Annotated in this window: 17 protein-coding genes, 1 other RNA gene and 2 other annotated features (1 of these 20 running past the window's edge); of the genes, 2 read left to right on the forward strand and 16 right to left on the reverse strand. The window is 40.2% G+C overall.

Translation table 11 applies throughout. The annotated features are described in order from the left end of the window. Window positions 1-24, reverse strand: a binding site (T-box leader) (it extends 204 nt beyond the left edge of the window). Between the two features lie 65 nt (window positions 25-89). From COE25_RS23905 to cymR, 9 genes are all read right to left on the reverse strand, one after another. Continuing rightward, window positions 90-1,169 (reverse strand): AI-2E family transporter, encoded by a 1,080-nt coding sequence (locus tag COE25_RS23905; RefSeq protein WP_098934411.1) that lies wholly within the window; start codon window positions 1,167-1,169, stop codon window positions 90-92. A 132-nt stretch (window positions 1,170-1,301) separates the two neighbouring features. After that, the gene (locus COE25_RS23910) at window positions 1,302-1,439 is read right to left on the reverse strand and encodes a YrzQ family protein (RefSeq protein WP_088089078.1); all 138 of its coding nucleotides are present in this window, start codon (window positions 1,437-1,439) and stop codon (window positions 1,302-1,304) included. An 84-nt stretch (window positions 1,440-1,523) separates the two neighbouring features. Beyond that, a complete protein-coding gene (locus tag COE25_RS23915; RefSeq protein ID WP_088089079.1) occupies window positions 1,524-1,715 on the reverse strand; it encodes a hypothetical protein in 192 nt (63 codons plus the stop codon). 11 nt (window positions 1,716-1,726) lie between these two features. Continuing rightward, a complete protein-coding gene (locus COE25_RS23920) occupies window positions 1,727-2,203 on the reverse strand; it encodes a PRC-barrel domain-containing protein (protein ID WP_088089080.1) in 477 nt (158 codons plus the stop codon). A 33-nt stretch (window positions 2,204-2,236) separates the two neighbouring features. Continuing rightward, entirely contained in the window at window positions 2,237-4,681 is a 2,445-nt protein-coding gene (recD2, locus tag COE25_RS23925) for an SF1B family DNA helicase RecD2 (protein WP_098934412.1), read from the reverse strand. A gap of 33 nt (window positions 4,682-4,714) precedes the next feature. After that, on the reverse strand, window positions 4,715-5,368 hold the full coding sequence (locus COE25_RS23930) for a tetratricopeptide repeat protein (RefSeq protein WP_088089082.1): 654 nt from the start codon (window positions 5,366-5,368) through the stop codon (window positions 4,715-4,717). Window positions 5,369-5,453: 85 nt separating this feature from the next. Continuing rightward, complete coding sequence (gene mnmA / locus COE25_RS23935; protein ID WP_088089083.1) at window positions 5,454-6,572, reverse strand: tRNA 2-thiouridine(34) synthase MnmA; 1,119 nt, start codon at window positions 6,570-6,572, stop codon at window positions 5,454-5,456. Between the two features lie 39 nt (window positions 6,573-6,611). After that, window positions 6,612-7,754 (reverse strand): cysteine desulfurase family protein, encoded by a 1,143-nt coding sequence (locus tag COE25_RS23940; RefSeq protein ID WP_088090540.1) that lies wholly within the window; start codon window positions 7,752-7,754, stop codon window positions 6,612-6,614. Between the two features lie 45 nt (window positions 7,755-7,799). Further along, window positions 7,800-8,219 (reverse strand): cysteine metabolism transcriptional regulator CymR, encoded by a 420-nt coding sequence (cymR, locus tag COE25_RS23945; protein ID WP_088089084.1) that lies wholly within the window; start codon window positions 8,217-8,219, stop codon window positions 7,800-7,802. Between the two features lie 172 nt (window positions 8,220-8,391). Here cymR and COE25_RS23950 point away from each other — a divergent pair, with 172 nt between their 5' ends. Then, a complete protein-coding gene (locus COE25_RS23950) occupies window positions 8,392-9,663 on the forward strand; it encodes a replication-associated recombination protein A (RefSeq protein WP_098934413.1) in 1,272 nt (423 codons plus the stop codon). Window positions 9,664-9,724: 61 nt separating this feature from the next. Here the strand turns inward: COE25_RS23950 and COE25_RS23955 are convergent, their stop codons facing one another. Together COE25_RS23955 and COE25_RS23960 are read right to left on the reverse strand one after the other, a co-directional pair. Beyond that, window positions 9,725-10,669 (reverse strand): ABC transporter permease, encoded by a 945-nt coding sequence (locus COE25_RS23955; protein ID WP_098934414.1) that lies wholly within the window; start codon window positions 10,667-10,669, stop codon window positions 9,725-9,727. Further along, on the reverse strand, window positions 10,662-11,591 hold the full coding sequence (locus COE25_RS23960) for an ABC transporter ATP-binding protein (protein ID WP_098934415.1): 930 nt from the start codon (window positions 11,589-11,591) through the stop codon (window positions 10,662-10,664). The genes COE25_RS23955 and COE25_RS23960 overlap by 8 nt, the downstream gene beginning before the upstream one ends. 185 nt (window positions 11,592-11,776) lie before the next feature. Here COE25_RS23960 and COE25_RS23965 point away from each other — a divergent pair, with 185 nt between their 5' ends. Beyond that, window positions 11,777-12,688: an NERD domain-containing protein gene (locus COE25_RS23965; protein WP_098934416.1), complete on the forward strand. Its 912-nt coding sequence runs from the start codon at window positions 11,777-11,779 to the stop codon at window positions 12,686-12,688. 407 nt (window positions 12,689-13,095) lie between these two features. Here the strand turns inward: COE25_RS23965 and COE25_RS23970 are convergent, their stop codons facing one another. The 5 genes from COE25_RS23970 to COE25_RS31010 form a co-directional block, all read right to left on the reverse strand. After that, the gene (locus COE25_RS23970) at window positions 13,096-13,863 is read right to left on the reverse strand and encodes a tRNA threonylcarbamoyladenosine dehydratase (protein WP_088089089.1); all 768 of its coding nucleotides are present in this window, start codon (window positions 13,861-13,863) and stop codon (window positions 13,096-13,098) included. Between the two features lie 161 nt (window positions 13,864-14,024). Then, window positions 14,025-14,222: non-coding RNA, 6S RNA (ssrS, locus tag COE25_RS23975), on the reverse strand. Between the two features lie 66 nt (window positions 14,223-14,288). Continuing rightward, window positions 14,289-16,058 (reverse strand): aspartate--tRNA ligase, encoded by a 1,770-nt coding sequence (gene aspS, locus COE25_RS23980; RefSeq protein ID WP_098934417.1) that lies wholly within the window; start codon window positions 16,056-16,058, stop codon window positions 14,289-14,291. Between the two features lie 14 nt (window positions 16,059-16,072). After that, a complete protein-coding gene (hisS, locus tag COE25_RS23985) occupies window positions 16,073-17,344 on the reverse strand; it encodes a histidine--tRNA ligase (RefSeq protein WP_088089091.1) in 1,272 nt (423 codons plus the stop codon). 197 nt (window positions 17,345-17,541) lie between these two features. Further along, window positions 17,542-17,783 (reverse strand) — a binding site (T-box leader). Window positions 17,784-17,844: 61 nt separating this feature from the next. Next, window positions 17,845-18,021, reverse strand: a complete 177-nt coding sequence (locus COE25_RS31010) for a hypothetical protein (RefSeq protein ID WP_166253587.1) — start codon at window positions 18,019-18,021, stop codon at window positions 17,845-17,847. Window positions 18,022-18,064: the final 43 nt, after the last annotated feature.

The raw sequence follows: 18,064 nt of genomic DNA on the forward strand, positions 1-18,064 counted from the left end.
TACTCAATCCTTCAACATTTTCATACAAATAATCATTCTATATCACGAATTATAGCTACCCGAAAAAAGTTTGTCAATCTATCACCCGCTTATGTGGAAGGTTCTTTTGCTTTCCTGCGAATAAAATGATTTTTCGCGTGAATAATAGCCACTTTTATTACCACTAAAACAGGAACAGCCAAGATAAGTCCAAGTATTCCACCGACTTCCCCCCCAGCGGTTAACGCCATCATGATTATTAAGGGGTGCATATGAAGACTTTTACCTACAATCAATGGAGAAAGGATGTTTCCTTCTAGAAATTGAAGCCCAAAAACAATCACCATTGTAATCACAACTAATTTTACGGAAGATGTGGCAGCGATGATGATTGCTGGGACAGCTCCGATGATGGGTCCAAAATAGGGAATGACATTGGTCACTCCAACAATCAAGCCCAAAATTAAAGAGTACTTTAGATGAAATATCCAAAACAAAAGGGCTGAGACACTGCCAATGATCACACATACCAGGAGTTGACCTCTTATGTAGCTGCCCAGCGATTCATCAACGTCTTTTAGGAAAAGTGTCCCCTTCTTCCTCCACTGTTTAGGGGTAATATACCATAGGGATCGTTTAATCAATTGAAAATCCTTTAGCATATAAAAGGCAATGAATGGAATGATCATCATAATTAAAGCAGAATTAAAAAAACTAATTAAAATATTTACAATGACTGACAACAAGGAGTCAAGCTTTTCTTCAAACGCATCAATCCCATCATCAATTCTAGTTTGCAAGCCGTCGGGCCATTCTCTTGTATGCGATTGAAGTTTATCAACCCAACCTCTGTATTGCTCTGCTAAAACTGGCGCGCTCTCAGAGAGGTCTTTTATTTGGTCGATCATCGCCGGAATTCCCTTATATATGCAAATGCCCAGACCACCAAAAAATAAAATATAAATAAGAAAAATAGCGAGCCCTCGATGCAAGCCTTTTTGGTGTAATTTTTCGACAATTGGATGCAGCAAATAGGTGATAAATCCTCCGATTACAAAGGGGAGGATAATAATTATAGCTACCCTAAAGACAGGCATCCAAACAAAGCGGATTTTTAGAAACACATAGATGGCAATTAATAAAAGGAGTAAAAACCCGATGCGGTAATACCATTTCATTTGAATCTCCACGTGTTAAGCCTCCCATTCATGTTAGTTTTAGAGACACTTGGTGGAATTATGCATCAGAAAAGCGGTAGCGCATGTTAACAGGTATGAACCGAAACGCAAAAATCCCCCTCGAATTTGAGGGGGGATTCAGTTCTAAAATATCGCGCGCCTTACTTTCTTTGTCATTCTTTTCATATTTCGGGCTGACATCATATTGTTTCTTGAGGCCACAGTATAGGCAGCCATCCCAGCACCAATAGCAATCATCGTCGTCGTCATCATTTTATTCATACGTTTCACCTCTTTAATAGACGTTAAATAAGTTTCATGGTTAACTTTGATAACGGTCTAACACAAGCGTTTCGCTTTTTTATCTTAAAGGGTGTAACGACGCTCTTCTTCTTCAAACAAATCATCTAAGGAACTAAGTGACCCGTCTTCTTCGACTTGATGGGTACTGATTAGGCCTTTGTTTACTGTAAGTTCAATAAAGCAACTCCAGCAATAATATTGGTTGATACCAATTTTACCGATATCCTTACTTTGACAATTGGGACACTTAAACATGGAAAGACACCTCACGTATTATTTACATCTACGATAATGGCATCCTTTCCGATAGCTAAGGGCTTCCCGGATTGAATGACTTGTTTGCCTTCCGTAAGATCCGAAAAGAAGCCATCCGTGATTTCGTACCCTATGATTGTGCCCAATTCTTCCTGAAAATATACATCTTTTAACAATCCAAGCGATTCCCCGCTCTTAGATAGCATCATCATTCCATCTAGAGAATGCTGATGAGTAAGTGTATATTCTGGGTCATCTTTCAGTTTTACCAAATGGCCGTCGTCATCAATCATTATTCCATCTAAGCCGAAGGAAGCCACTTTCTCGATGTCCAGAAAAAAGGTTTGTTTGAAAAAAACGCCTTTTTTAATCAATAAGCCCTTTACCTTACCGTTACTTGAGATACATAAATCACAAACCTCACCAATTTTCTGGCCGCTTTTTGTATTAAAAACAGGCTGTCCTTTCAGTAACGAAAATGTCCGCAAAGAGTGTCCCACCTCCTGTGAACATTTATAGTGTTAGTCATTCAACATAAAATCATAAGGTGAAACGTTTTCCATGCCAATCATTGGATCTTCCTGTATGAATAGATCCTCGTAGGACAAGCCATCGGTAGAATTTTCACCTTCTGCTGCTTTGGGAACGATTGATTCATGATTTTCTCCAGCATTTGGTCTAGCTGTAATCGATTCTTGGAGCTTTTGGCATAAGGTTGTTTGTCTAGAGAGTTCATCCGCTCTTTCTACGCCCATTTTAAGCGCATCTACTTCCCCGCAAAGGATCAAGGATTGTTTACTTCTGGTAATCGCTGTGTAGATCAAATTTCTACGTAACATCCGATAATAACTTCTTGTCACCGGTAAGATGACAATCGGGAATTCACTGCCCTGCGATTTATGAACAGAACAGCAATATGCATGCGTGATTTGATTTAAGTCCTGCTTTGTATACTCGACTTCATTCCCTTCAAAGGAAATATAAACCATATCCTGCTTTTCGGTATTTTCCTTCGCATAAATTATCGAGATGATTTCCCCAATATCCCCGTTAAAAACATTACTTTCAGGTTGGTTTACAAGCTGTAGAACCTTATCACCGATCCGATACTTTACCTCACCAAAAGCAATTTCCTTCCTCTTGCCGTCAGGGTTCGGATTAAATATCTCTTGCAGCAATACATTTAAACGGTCGATTCCAGCAGGCCCTCTATACATGGGGGCTAATACTTGAATATCCTTTGCCGAATATCCTTTATTCTTGGCATTTAGAGCAACTTTTTCAACAACCTGAGATACCTGCGCTGTTGAACATTTGATAAATGAACGGTCTGCTTGCTTCACCGTAATATCGGCAGGTAAATAACCCTTTTTAATTTCATGGGCAAGTTCGATTATTGACGAACCTTCTGCCTGGCGATAAATATCGGTTAGGCGGACCGTGGGAATCCGTTCTGATTCCAGCATATCCTTTAAAACCTGGCCTGGTCCTACGGAGGGCAATTGATCCTCATCCCCAACTAGAATGACTTGAATATTTTCAGGGAGTGCCTTAAACAGTTGATTAGCAAGCCAAATATCAAGCATCGACGTTTCATCGACAATGATAATTTTCCCTTCAAGCGGGCTCGCATCATCACGGTCAAATCCTTCCTGCCCATTAAATCCGAGGAGACGATGAATGGTTACCGCTGGAAGTCCAGTCGATTCACTCATTCTTTTTGCCGCTCTACCAGTCGGTGCTGCAAGCAAAAATGGGAATGGCTCCCCCTTTTTATGGTAATCCTTAGGCTCTAAGGTACAGCCATGCAATTCGGCATAAAGCTCAACAATCCCTTTAATAACAGTCGTTTTCCCTGTTCCAGGTCCACCTGTTAAAATCAACATCGGCGACATTAACGCCGTTTGGATGGCTTCTCGCTGCGTCGGTGCATATTGGACCCCAAGCCGTTCCTCTAAACTTCCTAACGATAGCAGAAACTCAGATTCGGGAAATTGATCTTTATATTCGGTTTGTTCAAGGATCCGGTGGATATTCGTCACAAGCCCTTTTTCTGCAAAATATAAAGAAGGCAAGTAAACGCGTTTCTCTTCCCCAATTAATTTACCCTCTTCTTGCAGCTTAATGACCTCATTGGATATATCTATGTAGTCGATTTGATCACGCTTGTTATCTTCTAATAATGCTTTTACTTGCTCCAATAAGTCTTCAGCATTTATGTATACATGCCCTGTTTGCATACTTTCATTTTCCAGGATGTAGAGACAGGCTGCTTTGATCCGGTCAGGATGGTTCCCGGAAATACCCAGCTGGTAGCCAAGCTCATCGGCCCGGCCAAAACCGATTCCTTCAATATCCTCAACCAGTTGATATGGATTCTTCTGCATAATGTCAAGTGTTTCATCTTTATAGGCTTGATAAATCCGCATCGAAATCTGCGGTCCAAATCCATATTGATTTAAAGCAACCATTACTTGCTCGAGTCCTTGATGCTCCATCAACGTATCGTAAAGTAATTTTGCTTTTTCAGGAGGGAGTTTTGGGATGGCGTCTAGCAATGACGGCTGATTAAGAATTTTGGATATGGCGTCTTCTCCTAAGGTTTCTACAATGTTTTCAGCGGTCTTTTTTCCGATCCCTTTGAACATTTCTCCAGATAAATAGTTGATAACCCCTTGTTTCGTTTGGGGCATGTCCTTGCGAAAATGATTGGTATGAAATTGCATCCCAAACTTTGGATGATCCTTAAATTCTCCGAAAAAGATATAGGTTTCTTGTTCATGAATTTTCGGAAAATAACCGGTGACCACTGCTTCTTTGTCCTCATAAGGATGATTTGTTTCATCGACGCGAATCCTTAGCACGGTGTAAAGGTTTTGTTCATTGTGAAAAATGGTCACAATCGGTCTCCCTTTTACGAATTTTCCTTGTTCAGTAAATAAATCAAGTGTATCTTGCTTTTCCATTCGGCTCCCTCCTTTCTGAAAAAATAAGAAAAATTACTGGTTACCCTCGATTAACCTTTTCGCGTGACCAGCAAGTAAATGGTCGGGTTGAATATCAAGTGCTTTATTAAACATTTCAACTGCCTTCGCAGGATTTTCTTGAAAAGCGTAGGTGACACCTAAATTATAATAGGCATCGGAATGTTCCGAATCTAGTTCAATACATTTTTCAAATTGTATCACCGCTTCAGAAATTAACTCAAGCTGTGCAAGACATAACCCATATTGAAAACGTGCTTCCGCATCATTTTCATTTAACTCGACGCTTCTTTGTAAATACGGAAGCGCAAATTTCCCTTGGTCCAACTGAACAAGTGTCAACCCTAACATGAAGTAATTGTCACTTGATTGCAGACCTTTTTTCATAGCTGTCTCAAACATATTCTTGGCTTCGTTGAAGAGGTCGTTACTAAATAACAAGGTTCCAATACTATAATAAGCCGCCGCAGCGTTTTCATCTATTTCAATTGCTTTTCGATAAAAATTCAGTGCCTTTTCGTCGTCCCCAACAGCGGAAAGTACATTTCCGAAATTAATATAGGCAACTGGGTCGTTTGGGTTTTCTTGAATGGCTTCATTAAAGGCCTTTGCCGCCTCTTCCAGGTTGCCATCCTGCATGTATTGCACACCTAATTGGTTTTTATCCATTTATTTCAGCTCCAATCCTAAGTGAAAGTATATCATATTTTATTAAAAAAAAGCCTGACTCCTAGAAAAGGAATCAGGGTCTTTATTAGCCAACATATGTTAATCGTTCACGATTTTTAAAGACGTGGTCAATTGTCCCTCCGCCTAGACATTCATCTCCATTGTAAAAAACAACGGCTTGGCCTGGAGTGATGGCACGAATCGGTTCATCAAAAACGACCTCAACTTGAGCATCTTCTAAAAGACGCACGGTTACTTTATGGTCTTCCTGACGATAGCGGAATTTTGCCGTGCATGTAAATTCAGCATTCTTTTCTCGGTCCGATACCCAGCTTACGCCGACAGCAGTAATGGAATCTGAATAAAGTTTTTCATGATGAAAACCTTGGCCCACATAAAGAACATTTCTTTCTAAGTCCTTACCGATGGCAAACCACGGTTCACCCGCTCCACCAATTCCTAAGCCATGTCTTTGACCGATCGTATGATACATTAACCCCTCGTGCTTGCCTTTGACCTCACCATCGAACGTCTCCATGTTTCCTGGCTGAGCCGGCAGATATTGACCTAGGAAATCTTTAAAATTTCGTTCCCCGATGAAACAAATCCCTGTGCTATCTTTCTTTGTAGCAGTGGCAAGATTCGCTTCTTTGGCAATTTCACGAACTTTTGGTTTTTCAAGATTACCTATCGGGAACATAACTTTACTAAGCTGTTCCTGCGTCAACTGGTTCAAGAAATAAGTTTGGTCCTTATTGTCGTCAAGACCGCGGAGCATCTTATATTCTCCATCACGATATTCAACTTGTGCATAATGACCAGTAGCCAGATAGTCCGCACCTAATTTCATTGCATGCTCTAAAAAGGCTTTAAATTTAATTTCCTTGTTACACATTACATCCGGATTAGGTGTCCTGCCTGCTTTATATTCTTCAAGGAAATAGGTAAATACCTTGTCCCAATATTGTTTTTCAAAATTTACCGCATAATAGGGGATCCCGATTTGATTGCAAACGCGAATGACATCCTCATAATCTTCGGTTGCCGTACAAAAACCGGTATCATCCGTGTCATCCCAGTTTTTCATAAAAATGCCGATGACATCGTAGCCTTGCTGCTTCAACAAAAGTGCTGCTACAGAAGAATCTACTCCCCCTGACATTCCAACAACAACCCTTGTGTTTTTTGGATCTTTTCTTTCCATTGATTTTCACCTCTCTAATGCTGCAAAGTCGTCGAAGATTTATTTTTTCAGACGAGTAACAACTTTAGCTGTTTCCTCAGCCGCCTTGATTACTTCCTCGGTTGTCGTATTAAAGCCAAAGCTGAAACGAATCGAATTAGTTAATCGTTCTGATTGTTTCCCAAACATGGCAACAAGTACGTGGGAAGGTTCTATTGAGCCCGCAGTGCATGCCGAACCGCTCGAAACAGCAATTCCCGCTAAATCGAGATTAACTAGCATCGCTTCCACACTTGTCCCAGGAAAGCTTAAGTTTAATACATGTGGCAATGAATATTCAAGCGATCCGTTTCTGTCAAATTCTACATCTAGCTGACGGAGCCTTTCCATCAAGGTCTTTTTCAAATCAAAGAATCTATTACGCTTGGCTGTACGTTCTTCATGTGCAATCAACATTGCTTCATGAAATCCAACAATCGCCGCAATATTTTCCGTCCCAGCACGTCTTTTTCTTTCTTGCTCACCGCCGAAGGAACGAGGAGACAGTTTCACATTGGACCTGGCATAAAGAAATCCTGTTCCTTTTGGCCCGTTAATTTTATGGGCAGAGACAGATAACAAATCAATCTGGCTTTCATTGACATCAATGTTTTCGACACCGTAAGCCTGAACGGCATCGGTATGGAATTTCGCTTGATGATCTTTTAATAACTGTCCAATCTCGGTAATTGGTTGGAGTGTGCCAACTTCATTATTACCGTACATTATCGACACCAAAATAGTATCTTCCCTTAAGGCAGCACGAAGTTCAGTCATTGATATTCGCCCTGTTTCATCCACAGGTAAATACGTGACTTCAAAGTCCATTTTTTCTAACTTTTTGCAAGCATGAAGAACCGCATGATGTTCCGCTACGGAGGTAATAATATGCCTGCCATTTTTCTGATAGGTTTCCGCAACCCCAAATAACGCCATATTATCTGCTTCGGTTCCTCCACTTGTAAAAATAATCTCGTTTTCCTTTGCACCTATGCTGTCCGCTAGCACCGCGCGCGCTAAATCAATCTGGTGCCGTGCTTCCCTGCCAAAAGAATGGATGCTTGAGGGATTTCCGAAAGTTGATTTCATCACCTCGAGCATTTTTTCAATAACCCTTGGATGCATGGGAGATGTGGCAGCATGGTCGAGATAGATTCGTTCCACATTAACACCTTCTATCAAAATAATTCTCCAATGTTACTTTTTACCCTAAATATAAAACATATAACCATCCGGCTCTTCATCATTACTATGATTTGCTAAATCTTCTAACGTAGTGTTTTCCAAAACATCCTTAATAGCATCCCGAATCCGAATCCACAGCTCCCGTTTGGCTGGTTCTTCATCTTCAATACCTTCAACTGGTGTGATCGGTCCTTCTAGGACACGAATGACATCACCAGCCGTAATTTTAGATGGAATGTCTGTTAAGATATAACCACCGTATGCACCCCTAATGCTTTTTACTAAACCTGCATTACGCAATGGGGCAATTAATTGTTCCAAATAATGTTCAGATAGATCATTTGCTTGCGCAATCGTTTTTAATGATGTCGGGCCCTCACCATGTTTTTTAGCAAGTTCAATCATGATCGTCAGACCATAGCGACCCTTTGTTGAGATTTTCATACCGCACCTCTATTCATATCTATATTAAAAATAAAAATCCTTAGTAATTTGATAGGCATTAGAATTATATCATATTCTTCTTTAATATGCTTTTTCAAGGAAAAATGATAATGTAAAGCTAAACATAATCTAAATGACAATTAGAAAAACCTTTTTTTTGGAGAGATGTAACATGCAGCAAAAGCCTTTAGCCTTTCGGATGCGTCCTAGAACGATTGAAGAAGTTGTCGGACAGGAGCATCTGGTAGGTTCAGGAAAAATAATTTCAAGAATGGTGAAGGCCAAACAGCTGACCTCGATGATCTTGTATGGACCTCCTGGTATTGGCAAAACTTCGATTGCCAGTGCAATTGCCGGCAGCACAAAGTACGCTTTTCGAACACTGAACGCGGTGAGGAATAATAAAAAAGATATGGAAATTGTTGCTGCTGAAGCAAAAATGTCAGGAAAAGTTATTCTGCTCCTCGACGAAGTCCATCGTTTAGATAAAGCAAAGCAAGACTTTTTATTACCTTATTTAGAAAATGGAATGATTGTATTAATCGGTGCTACGACAAGTAATCCCTACCATGCCATTAATCCTGCGATCCGGAGCCGCTGTCAAATTTTTGAGTTAAAGCCGCTAGCTCCGGATGAAGTGAAGCTGGCCTTAATTCGCGCCCTGGAGGATGATGAACGCGGTTTTGGTAAATTAAAGGTTGAAATTGAGGATGCCGCGTTAATGCATTTTGCACAAGGTTCGAATGGTGATGTAAGGAGTTCTTTGAACGCACTAGAATTAGCAATCCTTTCAACAGATAAGGATGAATCTGATATCATCCATATCGATGTCGTAACCGCTGAAGAATGTTTGCAAAAGAAAAGCCTTGTTGCCGATAAAGACGGGGATGGCCACTATGATGTCTTGTCAGCCTTTCAAAAGTCGATTCGGGGCAGCGACGTCAATGCTGCTCTTCATTATCTGGGCCGATTAATTGAAGCCGGTGACCTGCCGAGTATCAGTCGCCGATTGATTGTCATCGCCTATGAAGATATCGGACTAGCCAACCCACAAGCAGGCGCGCGCACGTTAGCGGCGATTGAAACCGCCGAAAGAATTGGTTTTCCAGAGGCAAGGATCCCACTAGCAAATGCCGTGATTGAACTATGCTTATCACCAAAATCTAACTCGGCTGTCTTAGCCATTCAGGCCGCACTCGAAGATATTCAAAAAGGCATCGTCGGCGAAGTACCTGACCATCTAAAGGATGCCCATTATAAAGGGGCAAAAGAGCTTGGCAGAGGAATTGACTACAAATACCCACATGACTATGAAAACGGTTGGGTACCGCAACAATATTTACCCAACAAATTAAAACACAAACAATACTACCAACCAAAGAAAACCGGAAAATTCGAGCAGGCACTTGCAATTGTCTACGAGAAACTATCAAGGAAGAAATAATAATAAGGGTGTCAGGCACCATGTGAAAAATTCACATGGTGCCTGACACCCTTTTCTTTCTCTAGGCAGCCACATCTCGTTTTTTGAAGACAAGAAAGGCTAATAATTGGAATGCTATAAAGTAGATGAGGAGCATGATGACTGAGAATGACATTGACATTCCTTCCATCATGGGTGTACCGTCCACATATTGCATTAGATCGGTGTTGGCAAACAAGATGTATTTGGCCCAGCTAAACTTTATCGAAAGCAATACTGTAAATTGAGCCCCTGTGAATAACAAAAATAATGATAAGCCAATTGCTAGAGAACTGTTCCGGAAAACTGATGAAATCATAAACGCCATCGTCGCAAGCATTATCGTGTCAATCGATCTAAACCCATAATAAATCATTAGATAAACAATAATATTTTGCTCCGTTACCTGCCCATTGGCATAATTCAAATACGGCACAGGATGGTCTGGCGTTCCAAACAGGATGGCACCAAGTAAAGTAGAGAAAGCAAACAGGATAGCCAACATCAGCAACGCAAACAGTAAAACGGTAAGATATTTGGATGCTAAGATTTTACTGCGATTTATCGGACGGATTAATAATAGCTTGATGGTACCCCAGTTGAATTCACTCGCAACAATCCCTGCCGAAATAATTATCGTAAATAATCCTGCCAGGATAATGAGTTGTGAAGCGTCTTTCACGAACGTCCAGACATTATATTTTTCATTATAGGGAATATGATGCTTTATTCGGTAGTCATTAATAGCAATTTCTTCCTTATAAAACTGCTTCTCCAGCTTCGAATTGCTTTGCTTCATCTGCTTCTTTAGTGCATCATTTTCCTGCTGTAATGTTTGTTCCCAGTTTTTATCGAGGTTGAAATCCTGTTCCTGGTATTTGTGAAAAATACCAAAAATAGTTATGATTACTATCAGGATGGCAATCATCACATACGTTCCAGGGCGTCTAAAAATTTTCATCCATTCATTTTTAATTAAATTAACCACGACTTGGCGCCCCCTTTTCGGTTGTCAGTTCAAGGAAGCGATCTTCTAACGTCTTCGCTACTTCTTTGATCGCAAAAACTTGAATATCCTCTGAAACAAATGTTTTCACTAGATTCGGAATTTCTTCTTTTGGAAGTTCCACAGTTATACCATTCCTTGAACGGTTAGCTCGAACATTGGGATAGTAGGTCTCCAAAAGTGCCAACGCCTTTTCGCTAGGGACTACTTCCATTTCATAGGTCATTTCAGTTTCACCGTGGACTAGTTCATGGACAAGCTGCACATCGATCAAGCGCCCATTTTGAATAATCCCAATCCGGTCACACATCATTTCCATTTCTGAAAGCAAATGACTTGAAACGATCACGGCTAGGTTTTTTTCACGTGCCAGGAGACGGACATAGTCACGAATTTCCCTTATTCCAGCAGGGTCTAAACCGTTGGTTGGTTCATCAAGGATTAACACCTGTGGATCATGCAATAGACACTGTGCTAACCCTAATCTTTGTCTCATACCCAGAGAGTAGGTTTTTACCTTGTCATTTATGCGGTCAGTTAATCCCACGAGTTCTACTGTTTCGGCAATCTTCTCCTTGGAAATTCCTTTTGACATTCTTGCATAGTGGACCAGGTTTTGATAGCCAGTTAGAAATTTATACATTTCCGGATTTTCAACAATCGCACCAATATGACGCACCGCGTCTTCAAAATCACTTTTAATACTTGAACCGCCAACACTGATATCCCCTGATGTCATACTCATTAAACCAACTATCATTCGAATAGTTGTAGTTTTCCCAGCTCCATTTGGACCTAAGAAACCAAATACCTCGCCTTTGTTTACTTGAAAGCTAATATCATCTATTATGGTTCTTCCTTTAATTACTTTTGTAACATTTTTTAACTCAACGATTTTTTCCAACCTCTCACTCCTCTCAATGTATCCTCACATAGTTTATCTTATTGCAGAAGTATTTACCTCATAATAAGGTTATCACCAAAAATGAGTTCGGCAAATTTTAACAAAATATTCTTATACTTTCCCCTAAACCTACCCTCTTTTTTGTAAAATAAGATTATGTTCTATTAAAATGAGAGGAAGTGGATATGGCATTAAAGTCTCGTTGTGATTCGAAGGAATTAAAAATTATGAGATCTTTAAACATACGAAGTAATTTATCTTCAACAGAAAAGAAGTACTTTTTTAAGCTTGAAAAAGGCTACCAAGGTGAATTGATGTTTGATCTGTTAACCGAAAAGCTTCAAGGTGATTTGTTAGTAATAAACGACTTGTGCCTTGAGGTTAACGACACTGTGTTTCAAATTGATACTTTAATCATAGCTCAAGATAGGATTTATCCATTTGAGGTAAAAAACTTCTCCGGAGATTATTATTACGACACTGAAGGGTTCCATAAAATATCCGGGCCCGATATAACTAATCCATTAGACCAGATAAGACGCAGTAAATTATTACTCCTCCAGTTGCTTCAAAATCTTGGCTATAATATACCCGTTGAACCAACCTTCATTTTTATCAACCCCGAGTTTACCTTATATCAAGCGCCTCTTAACCAGCCGATTATTTATCCAACTCAGATTGATTGTTTTATGAAAAAGTTTGATGGGACACCGTCAAAACTAAATGACAGACACAAAAGGTTTGCGGACCGATTAATATCTTTACATTCGAACGAGTCACCCTATCCAACCCGATTACCTACTTATGAATATCGAAAACTTAAGAAAGGTATGGCTTGTAAAAAGTGCGACTCATTGATGATTTCTGGTGAGGATAATATTATTGTTGTGTGTAAAAAATGTGGGTATGTGGAACCGGTTGAATCAGCAGAACTACGTAGTGTCGTGGAACTAAAGTTCCTTTTCCCAGATATAAAAATTACCACTGTTTTGGTTTATGAATGGTGTCAGGTAGTAAAGTCTAAAAAGATGATTAGAAGGGTACTAATGGAAAATTATAAAGCAATAGGGTATGGTCGATGGTTCTATTTTGAATGAATCGTGGATTGTATCTTAAATTGAGAAAAACATTTATCATAAATACCCTTTCCTTCTTTTATTAATAAGTTTGGTCACTTAGTGGATTATCCAAAGTGACCATTTTCTTTTGCTCTTCATATTCACAGTCACATAAAACATAAGATGTTGCCATCCCATCATTCTATTTACGGTTTCGGCCACGTAAGACCTTCCTACGTTACCCTCCCATCCCTTCTTTTCACGGTTCCGGTCACGTAGAACCCCCCTACGTTACCCTTTCATCCTTCTTTGAACGGTTTAGGTCACGTAGACCCCTCCTACGTTACCCTCCCATCCCTTTATTCCAAGTTTAAGTAAGCCTAGAACCTTACTACGTAAAAAAAATAACCCTAAACGAATAAAAGTTTAGGGCCCCACTACCATTCTTATTTCTCATCAGATACTCGTTGGATTTTTATGCTGCTCAATAATTGTCTTACCACATAGCTTGCCATGATCAGACCTGCCGCAGATGGAACAAAGGCATTGGATGCTGGAGGCATCTGTGCTTTGCGGATAGGTGCATTTTCATTGCCGACTTCTTTTTTAATATCCTCACGAATAACTATCGGACTTTCATCGGAAAAAACAACCGGAATCCCTTTATGGATTCTTTCCTTGCGCAGCTTCGTGCGGATGACTTTTGCGATTGGATCCGTATGAGTTTTCGAAATATCAGCAATCTTAAAACGGGTTGGGTCCATTTTATTGGCTGCTCCCATACTTGAAATAATTGGGATATTTCTCTTCAAGCATTCCTTCATTAAATGAATCTTATAGATAATCGTGTCAGAAGCATCAACAACAAAATCCAAATTATGGCTAAAAATCTGTTCATACGTCTCTTCTGTATAAAACATTTTTAATGAAATGACTTCACAATCTGGATTGATATCTTTGATCCGCTCTTCCATAATCTCTACTTTAGGTCGACCAACAGTGGAAAGCAAAGCAATCAGCTGTCGGTTGATGTTGGTAATATCAACATCGTCTTTATCTATTAAAATTAACCGGCCAACGCCAGAACGAGCCAGAGCTTCAGCAGCAAAGGAACCTACCCCGCCGATACCTAAAACAGCAACTGTGCTATTTTTCATAATATCAAGGCCTTCTTTGCCGATGGCAAGTTCATTACGTGAAAATTGATGCAGCATTATGTTCACTCCAATTTATTAAATTCGTTAAGTTTCTTTTTCCCGATTAAAAATATATCATACACTCCATTAAAAACAAGTATCTTGATAGGAATAATAAAGTTGGAAAGCAAAATAAAACCTCCCGCAACGTTCAGGAGGTTGATTTTAAGCAAATAGAAAAGAGTCCCAATTATGCCGTCACTCTTAATTCCTTAGTTTTGATCCCGCACTCAGCAGGTGGGTGTCCTGTTCCCGAAATTGTAAGTCCCCTTACCCGTATAAGGGTGAGGCATTTACGCAATCAGGAAACTCTAGACTCCCGTATAAATAATGTTCGGTCAAAACTTCAGGCAACGCAACGTACATTTCAGGACTCTTCTTTGATGCTTTTATAATAACATATTAAAAATCGGTATTCAAGGATTCATGAAAGCGATTTCCTGCTATTTTTTTACATTTAGTGACAAATTTAATTCCTTTAATTGCGCCTCAGAAACTTCACCAGGTGCGTTCGTTAACAAGCAGCTTGCACTTGCGGTTTTTGGAAAAGCAATCGTGTCCCTTAAATTCGTACTGCCAGCAAGCAGCATGACTAATCTATCAAGACCGAGCGCGATACCACCGTGTGGAGGGGTTCCATATTCAAACGCATTTAACAAGAAACCAAATTGTTCCTTTGCTTCTTCAGGTGTAAACCCAAGTACGCTGAACATCTTTTCTTGGATATCACGTTCAAAAATCCGGAGTGACCCTCCGCCTAGTTCATAACCATTTAAGACAATGTCATAAGCCTGGGCACGTACTTTAGATGGATCTGAATCTAAATACTCTAGATCTTCCCTAAACGGCATCGTAAACGGATGATGGGCAGCGTAATAACGACCATCCTCTTCATCATACTCAAGAAGCGGCCAGTCTGTTACCCATAAGAAATTGAACAAACTTGGATCAATTAAATCTAAATCTCTAGCTAGCTTTTGTCGAAGTGCACCTAAAGCATCGGCGACAACCTTCTTCTTATCAGCAACAAACAGAAGCAAATCCCCTGCTGAAGCTTCAAGCGTACTCGTAAGTGCTTTTGCGTCTTCCTCTGAGAAGAATTTTGCAATCGGACCCTTAAGTCCTTCTGCGTCCACTTTAAGCCAAGCAAGCCCCTTTGCGCCATACACAGCAACGAAGTCTGTTAAGGCATCAATGTCTTTACGTGAGTATTTCTCAGCTGCACTTTTTACATTGATCGCTTTAACTTGCCCGCCATTTGCCACTGCCGAAGCAAATACTTTAAAGCCTGAGTCCTTGACGATTTCTGAAAGATCGACAAGCTCTAGTCCAAAACGAGTATCAGGTTTATCCGATCCAAACCGGCTCATTGCTTCGTCGTAAGTCATGCGTGGGAAGGCAGCAGGTACGTCTACTCCTTTTACTTCTTTCATTAACTTCGTCATCATTTTTTCCATCATACCCATGATATCTTCTTGGCTTAAAAAGCTGGTTTCGATATCGATTTGTGTGAATTCAGGCTGACGGTCAGCACGTAAGTCCTCATCGCGGAAACAGCGCGCAATTTGATAATAGCGTTCAATTCCACCTACCATAAGTAACTGTTTAAAAAGTTGTGGTGATTGTGGTAACGCATAGAATTCACCCGGATGAACACGGCTTGGCACTAAATAATCACGTGCACCCTCAGGTGTACTTTTTGTCAAAATGGGTGTCTCAATATCTAAAAAGCCTTCACCGTCTAGGAAATCCCTGATTTGCTTTGTTACTTGGTGACGCATTTTTAAGGTTTCAAAAATCACTGGACGGCGGAAATCTAGGTAACGGTATTTTAACCGAACGTCCTCTGAAGCATCGGTTTTGTCAGAAATCATGAATGGCGGTGTTTTCGCTTCATTAATGATCGTTACTTTTTCCGCTTGCACTTCAATTTTACCTGTTTTCAAATTCTCATTGAAGGTTGCCTCATCGCGGGCTACCACAGTTCCCACAATATCTAAAACAAATTCGTTACGGATCTTTTCAGCAATTTGCAACGCTTCTTTAGATAAATCTGGATTAAAAACTACTTGAACAACACCTGAACGGTCGCGAAGGTCGATAAAAATTAATCCGCCAAGGTCGCGTCTTTTTTGGACCCAGCCTTTCAAGGTTACTTTTTCACCAACTGATGATTCAGGTACTTCCCCACAAAAATATGATCTGCCAAACATAAAATATCCTCCCCTTATTCCTGCAACTCTTGGAATTGTTTAATAAAAGTTGCTAAATCGATTTCTACTTGCTCACCAGTCGCCATATTTTTCACATTAATTTTATTATTTTTAAGCTCCTCATCGCCAAGAACCGCCACATATTTTGCTTTTAGACGATCGGCTGCTTTAAATTGAGCTTTAATTTTTCGATTTAAATAATCTCTTTCTGCTGAAAAGCCCGCCCTGCGCAGCTGCTGCAACAGTCCGACCGTGTAATCCTTTGCTTCTTCCCCTAGTGCAGCCAGATAGCAATCAATGCTTTCGTTAATCTCCAACTCGATTCCTTCTGCATTAAGAGCAGCAATAAAACGTTCGATACTTAAGGCAAATCCTATTCCAGGCGTTTCAGGACCGCCAATTTCTTCAGCTAGCCCGTTATAACGACCGCCTCCACAAAGCGTGGTAATTGCCCCAAAGCCTTCCGCATTACTCATAATTTCGAATGCGGTGTGGTTATAATAATCCAACCCGCGCACTAAGTTGGCATCCACTTCAAAGGGAATATCAAGCTGGGTTAAATAGCGCTGTAATTTTTCGAAATAATTCTTTGAAAAATCATTCAGAAACTCAAGAATCGATGGCGCTGTTTTCATTAATTCATGCTCACGGTCCACTTTACAATCCAGAATACGGAGCGGATTTTTTTCAAGACGATTTTGACAATCCTGACAAAACTCGCCAATTCTTGGTTTAAAGTGATTGACTAACGCATCGCGGTGGGCGTTCCGACTTTCCTTATCACCCAAACTATTAATAATCAGCTTCAGCTTTTTTAAGCCCATTTCTTTATACAAGTTCATCGCGAGCGAAATGACTTCTGCATCGATAGCAGGGTCATTACTGCCTAAGGCTTCAATTCCAAACTGAACAAACTGGCGAAACCGTCCTGCTTGTGGGCGTTCATATCTGAACATTGGCCCCATATAATAAAGCTTTACAGGCTGATTAGGCAGCCCAAACATTTTTTTCTCGACATAGGAGCGAACTACCGCAGCAGTTCCTTCTGGTCTAAGTGTGAGACTCCTTTTGCCCCTGTCTTCAAATGTGTACATTTCCTTTTGAACAATATCGGTGCTATCGCCAACGCCTCTTGAAAAAAGATCGGTATGTTCAAAAATTGGGGTGCGAATCTCCTTGTATTGATATTTCTCACAAAGTTCTCTCGCTTTTGCTTCAATCAGCTGCCACTTTTCAACCTCTCCGGGTAAAATGTCTTGCGTTCCCCGTGGAATGCTTATTGACATAGTGGAAAACCTCCTCATTTAATCAGTTCTGTAAGTATAGTGTCTAGCTCCATTATAGAAAGCTTCGAAAGCGATACCTCGCACGAAAGAAAAGCGTTAGCTTTTCTAAAAGAGTGTCCAGCGGCTATTGGACCTCGCTAAACGGACGCTTCCGCTTTTCTTTTAAACAACAAAAAACTCCCATCCCTTGTACGAATACAAGGGACGAGAGTTATAATAATCCCGCGGTGCCACCCTAGTTGAAGGCATAGATTTCATGCACTTCCTCTTTAACAGTTAACGCCTGCTACGTTCTTCTCCTACTAAAGTTGATCCTTTTTCAGAGAGAAGCCTACGGAGTGTTCCTTCATTAAGTTCCATGTAGAAATGCTTTCAGCCTAGGGCATTTCCTCTCTTTTCATGACTGTGCTTAATTACTATGCTCCATCATTGGTTATGTCGCAATATGTCATTTTATTTTATTAATATTACGGAGCATCGATGGTAATGTCAATAGTGTTTTATGATCTTTCTAAATGTTTTTTTAACTTTCTGACATCACCGATCGTTAATCCAAATTCTGATGCCAGTTCAAACGAGGTAGTATGCTGTTCCTTTTGAATAAAATCATGAAAATCAACTCCGAAAAGTCGTCCATCCATTGACTGGATGTTCATTCCTTTTTCACTCGCTCTCATTCTTAATCACCTCTGCCCTTTCTTCAATACTGATATTATTTCC

Origin of the sequence: Bacillus sp. AFS031507 (assembly GCF_002584635.1) — a bacterium.
Classification (GTDB): domain Bacteria; phylum Bacillota; class Bacilli; order Bacillales; family Cytobacillaceae; genus Neobacillus.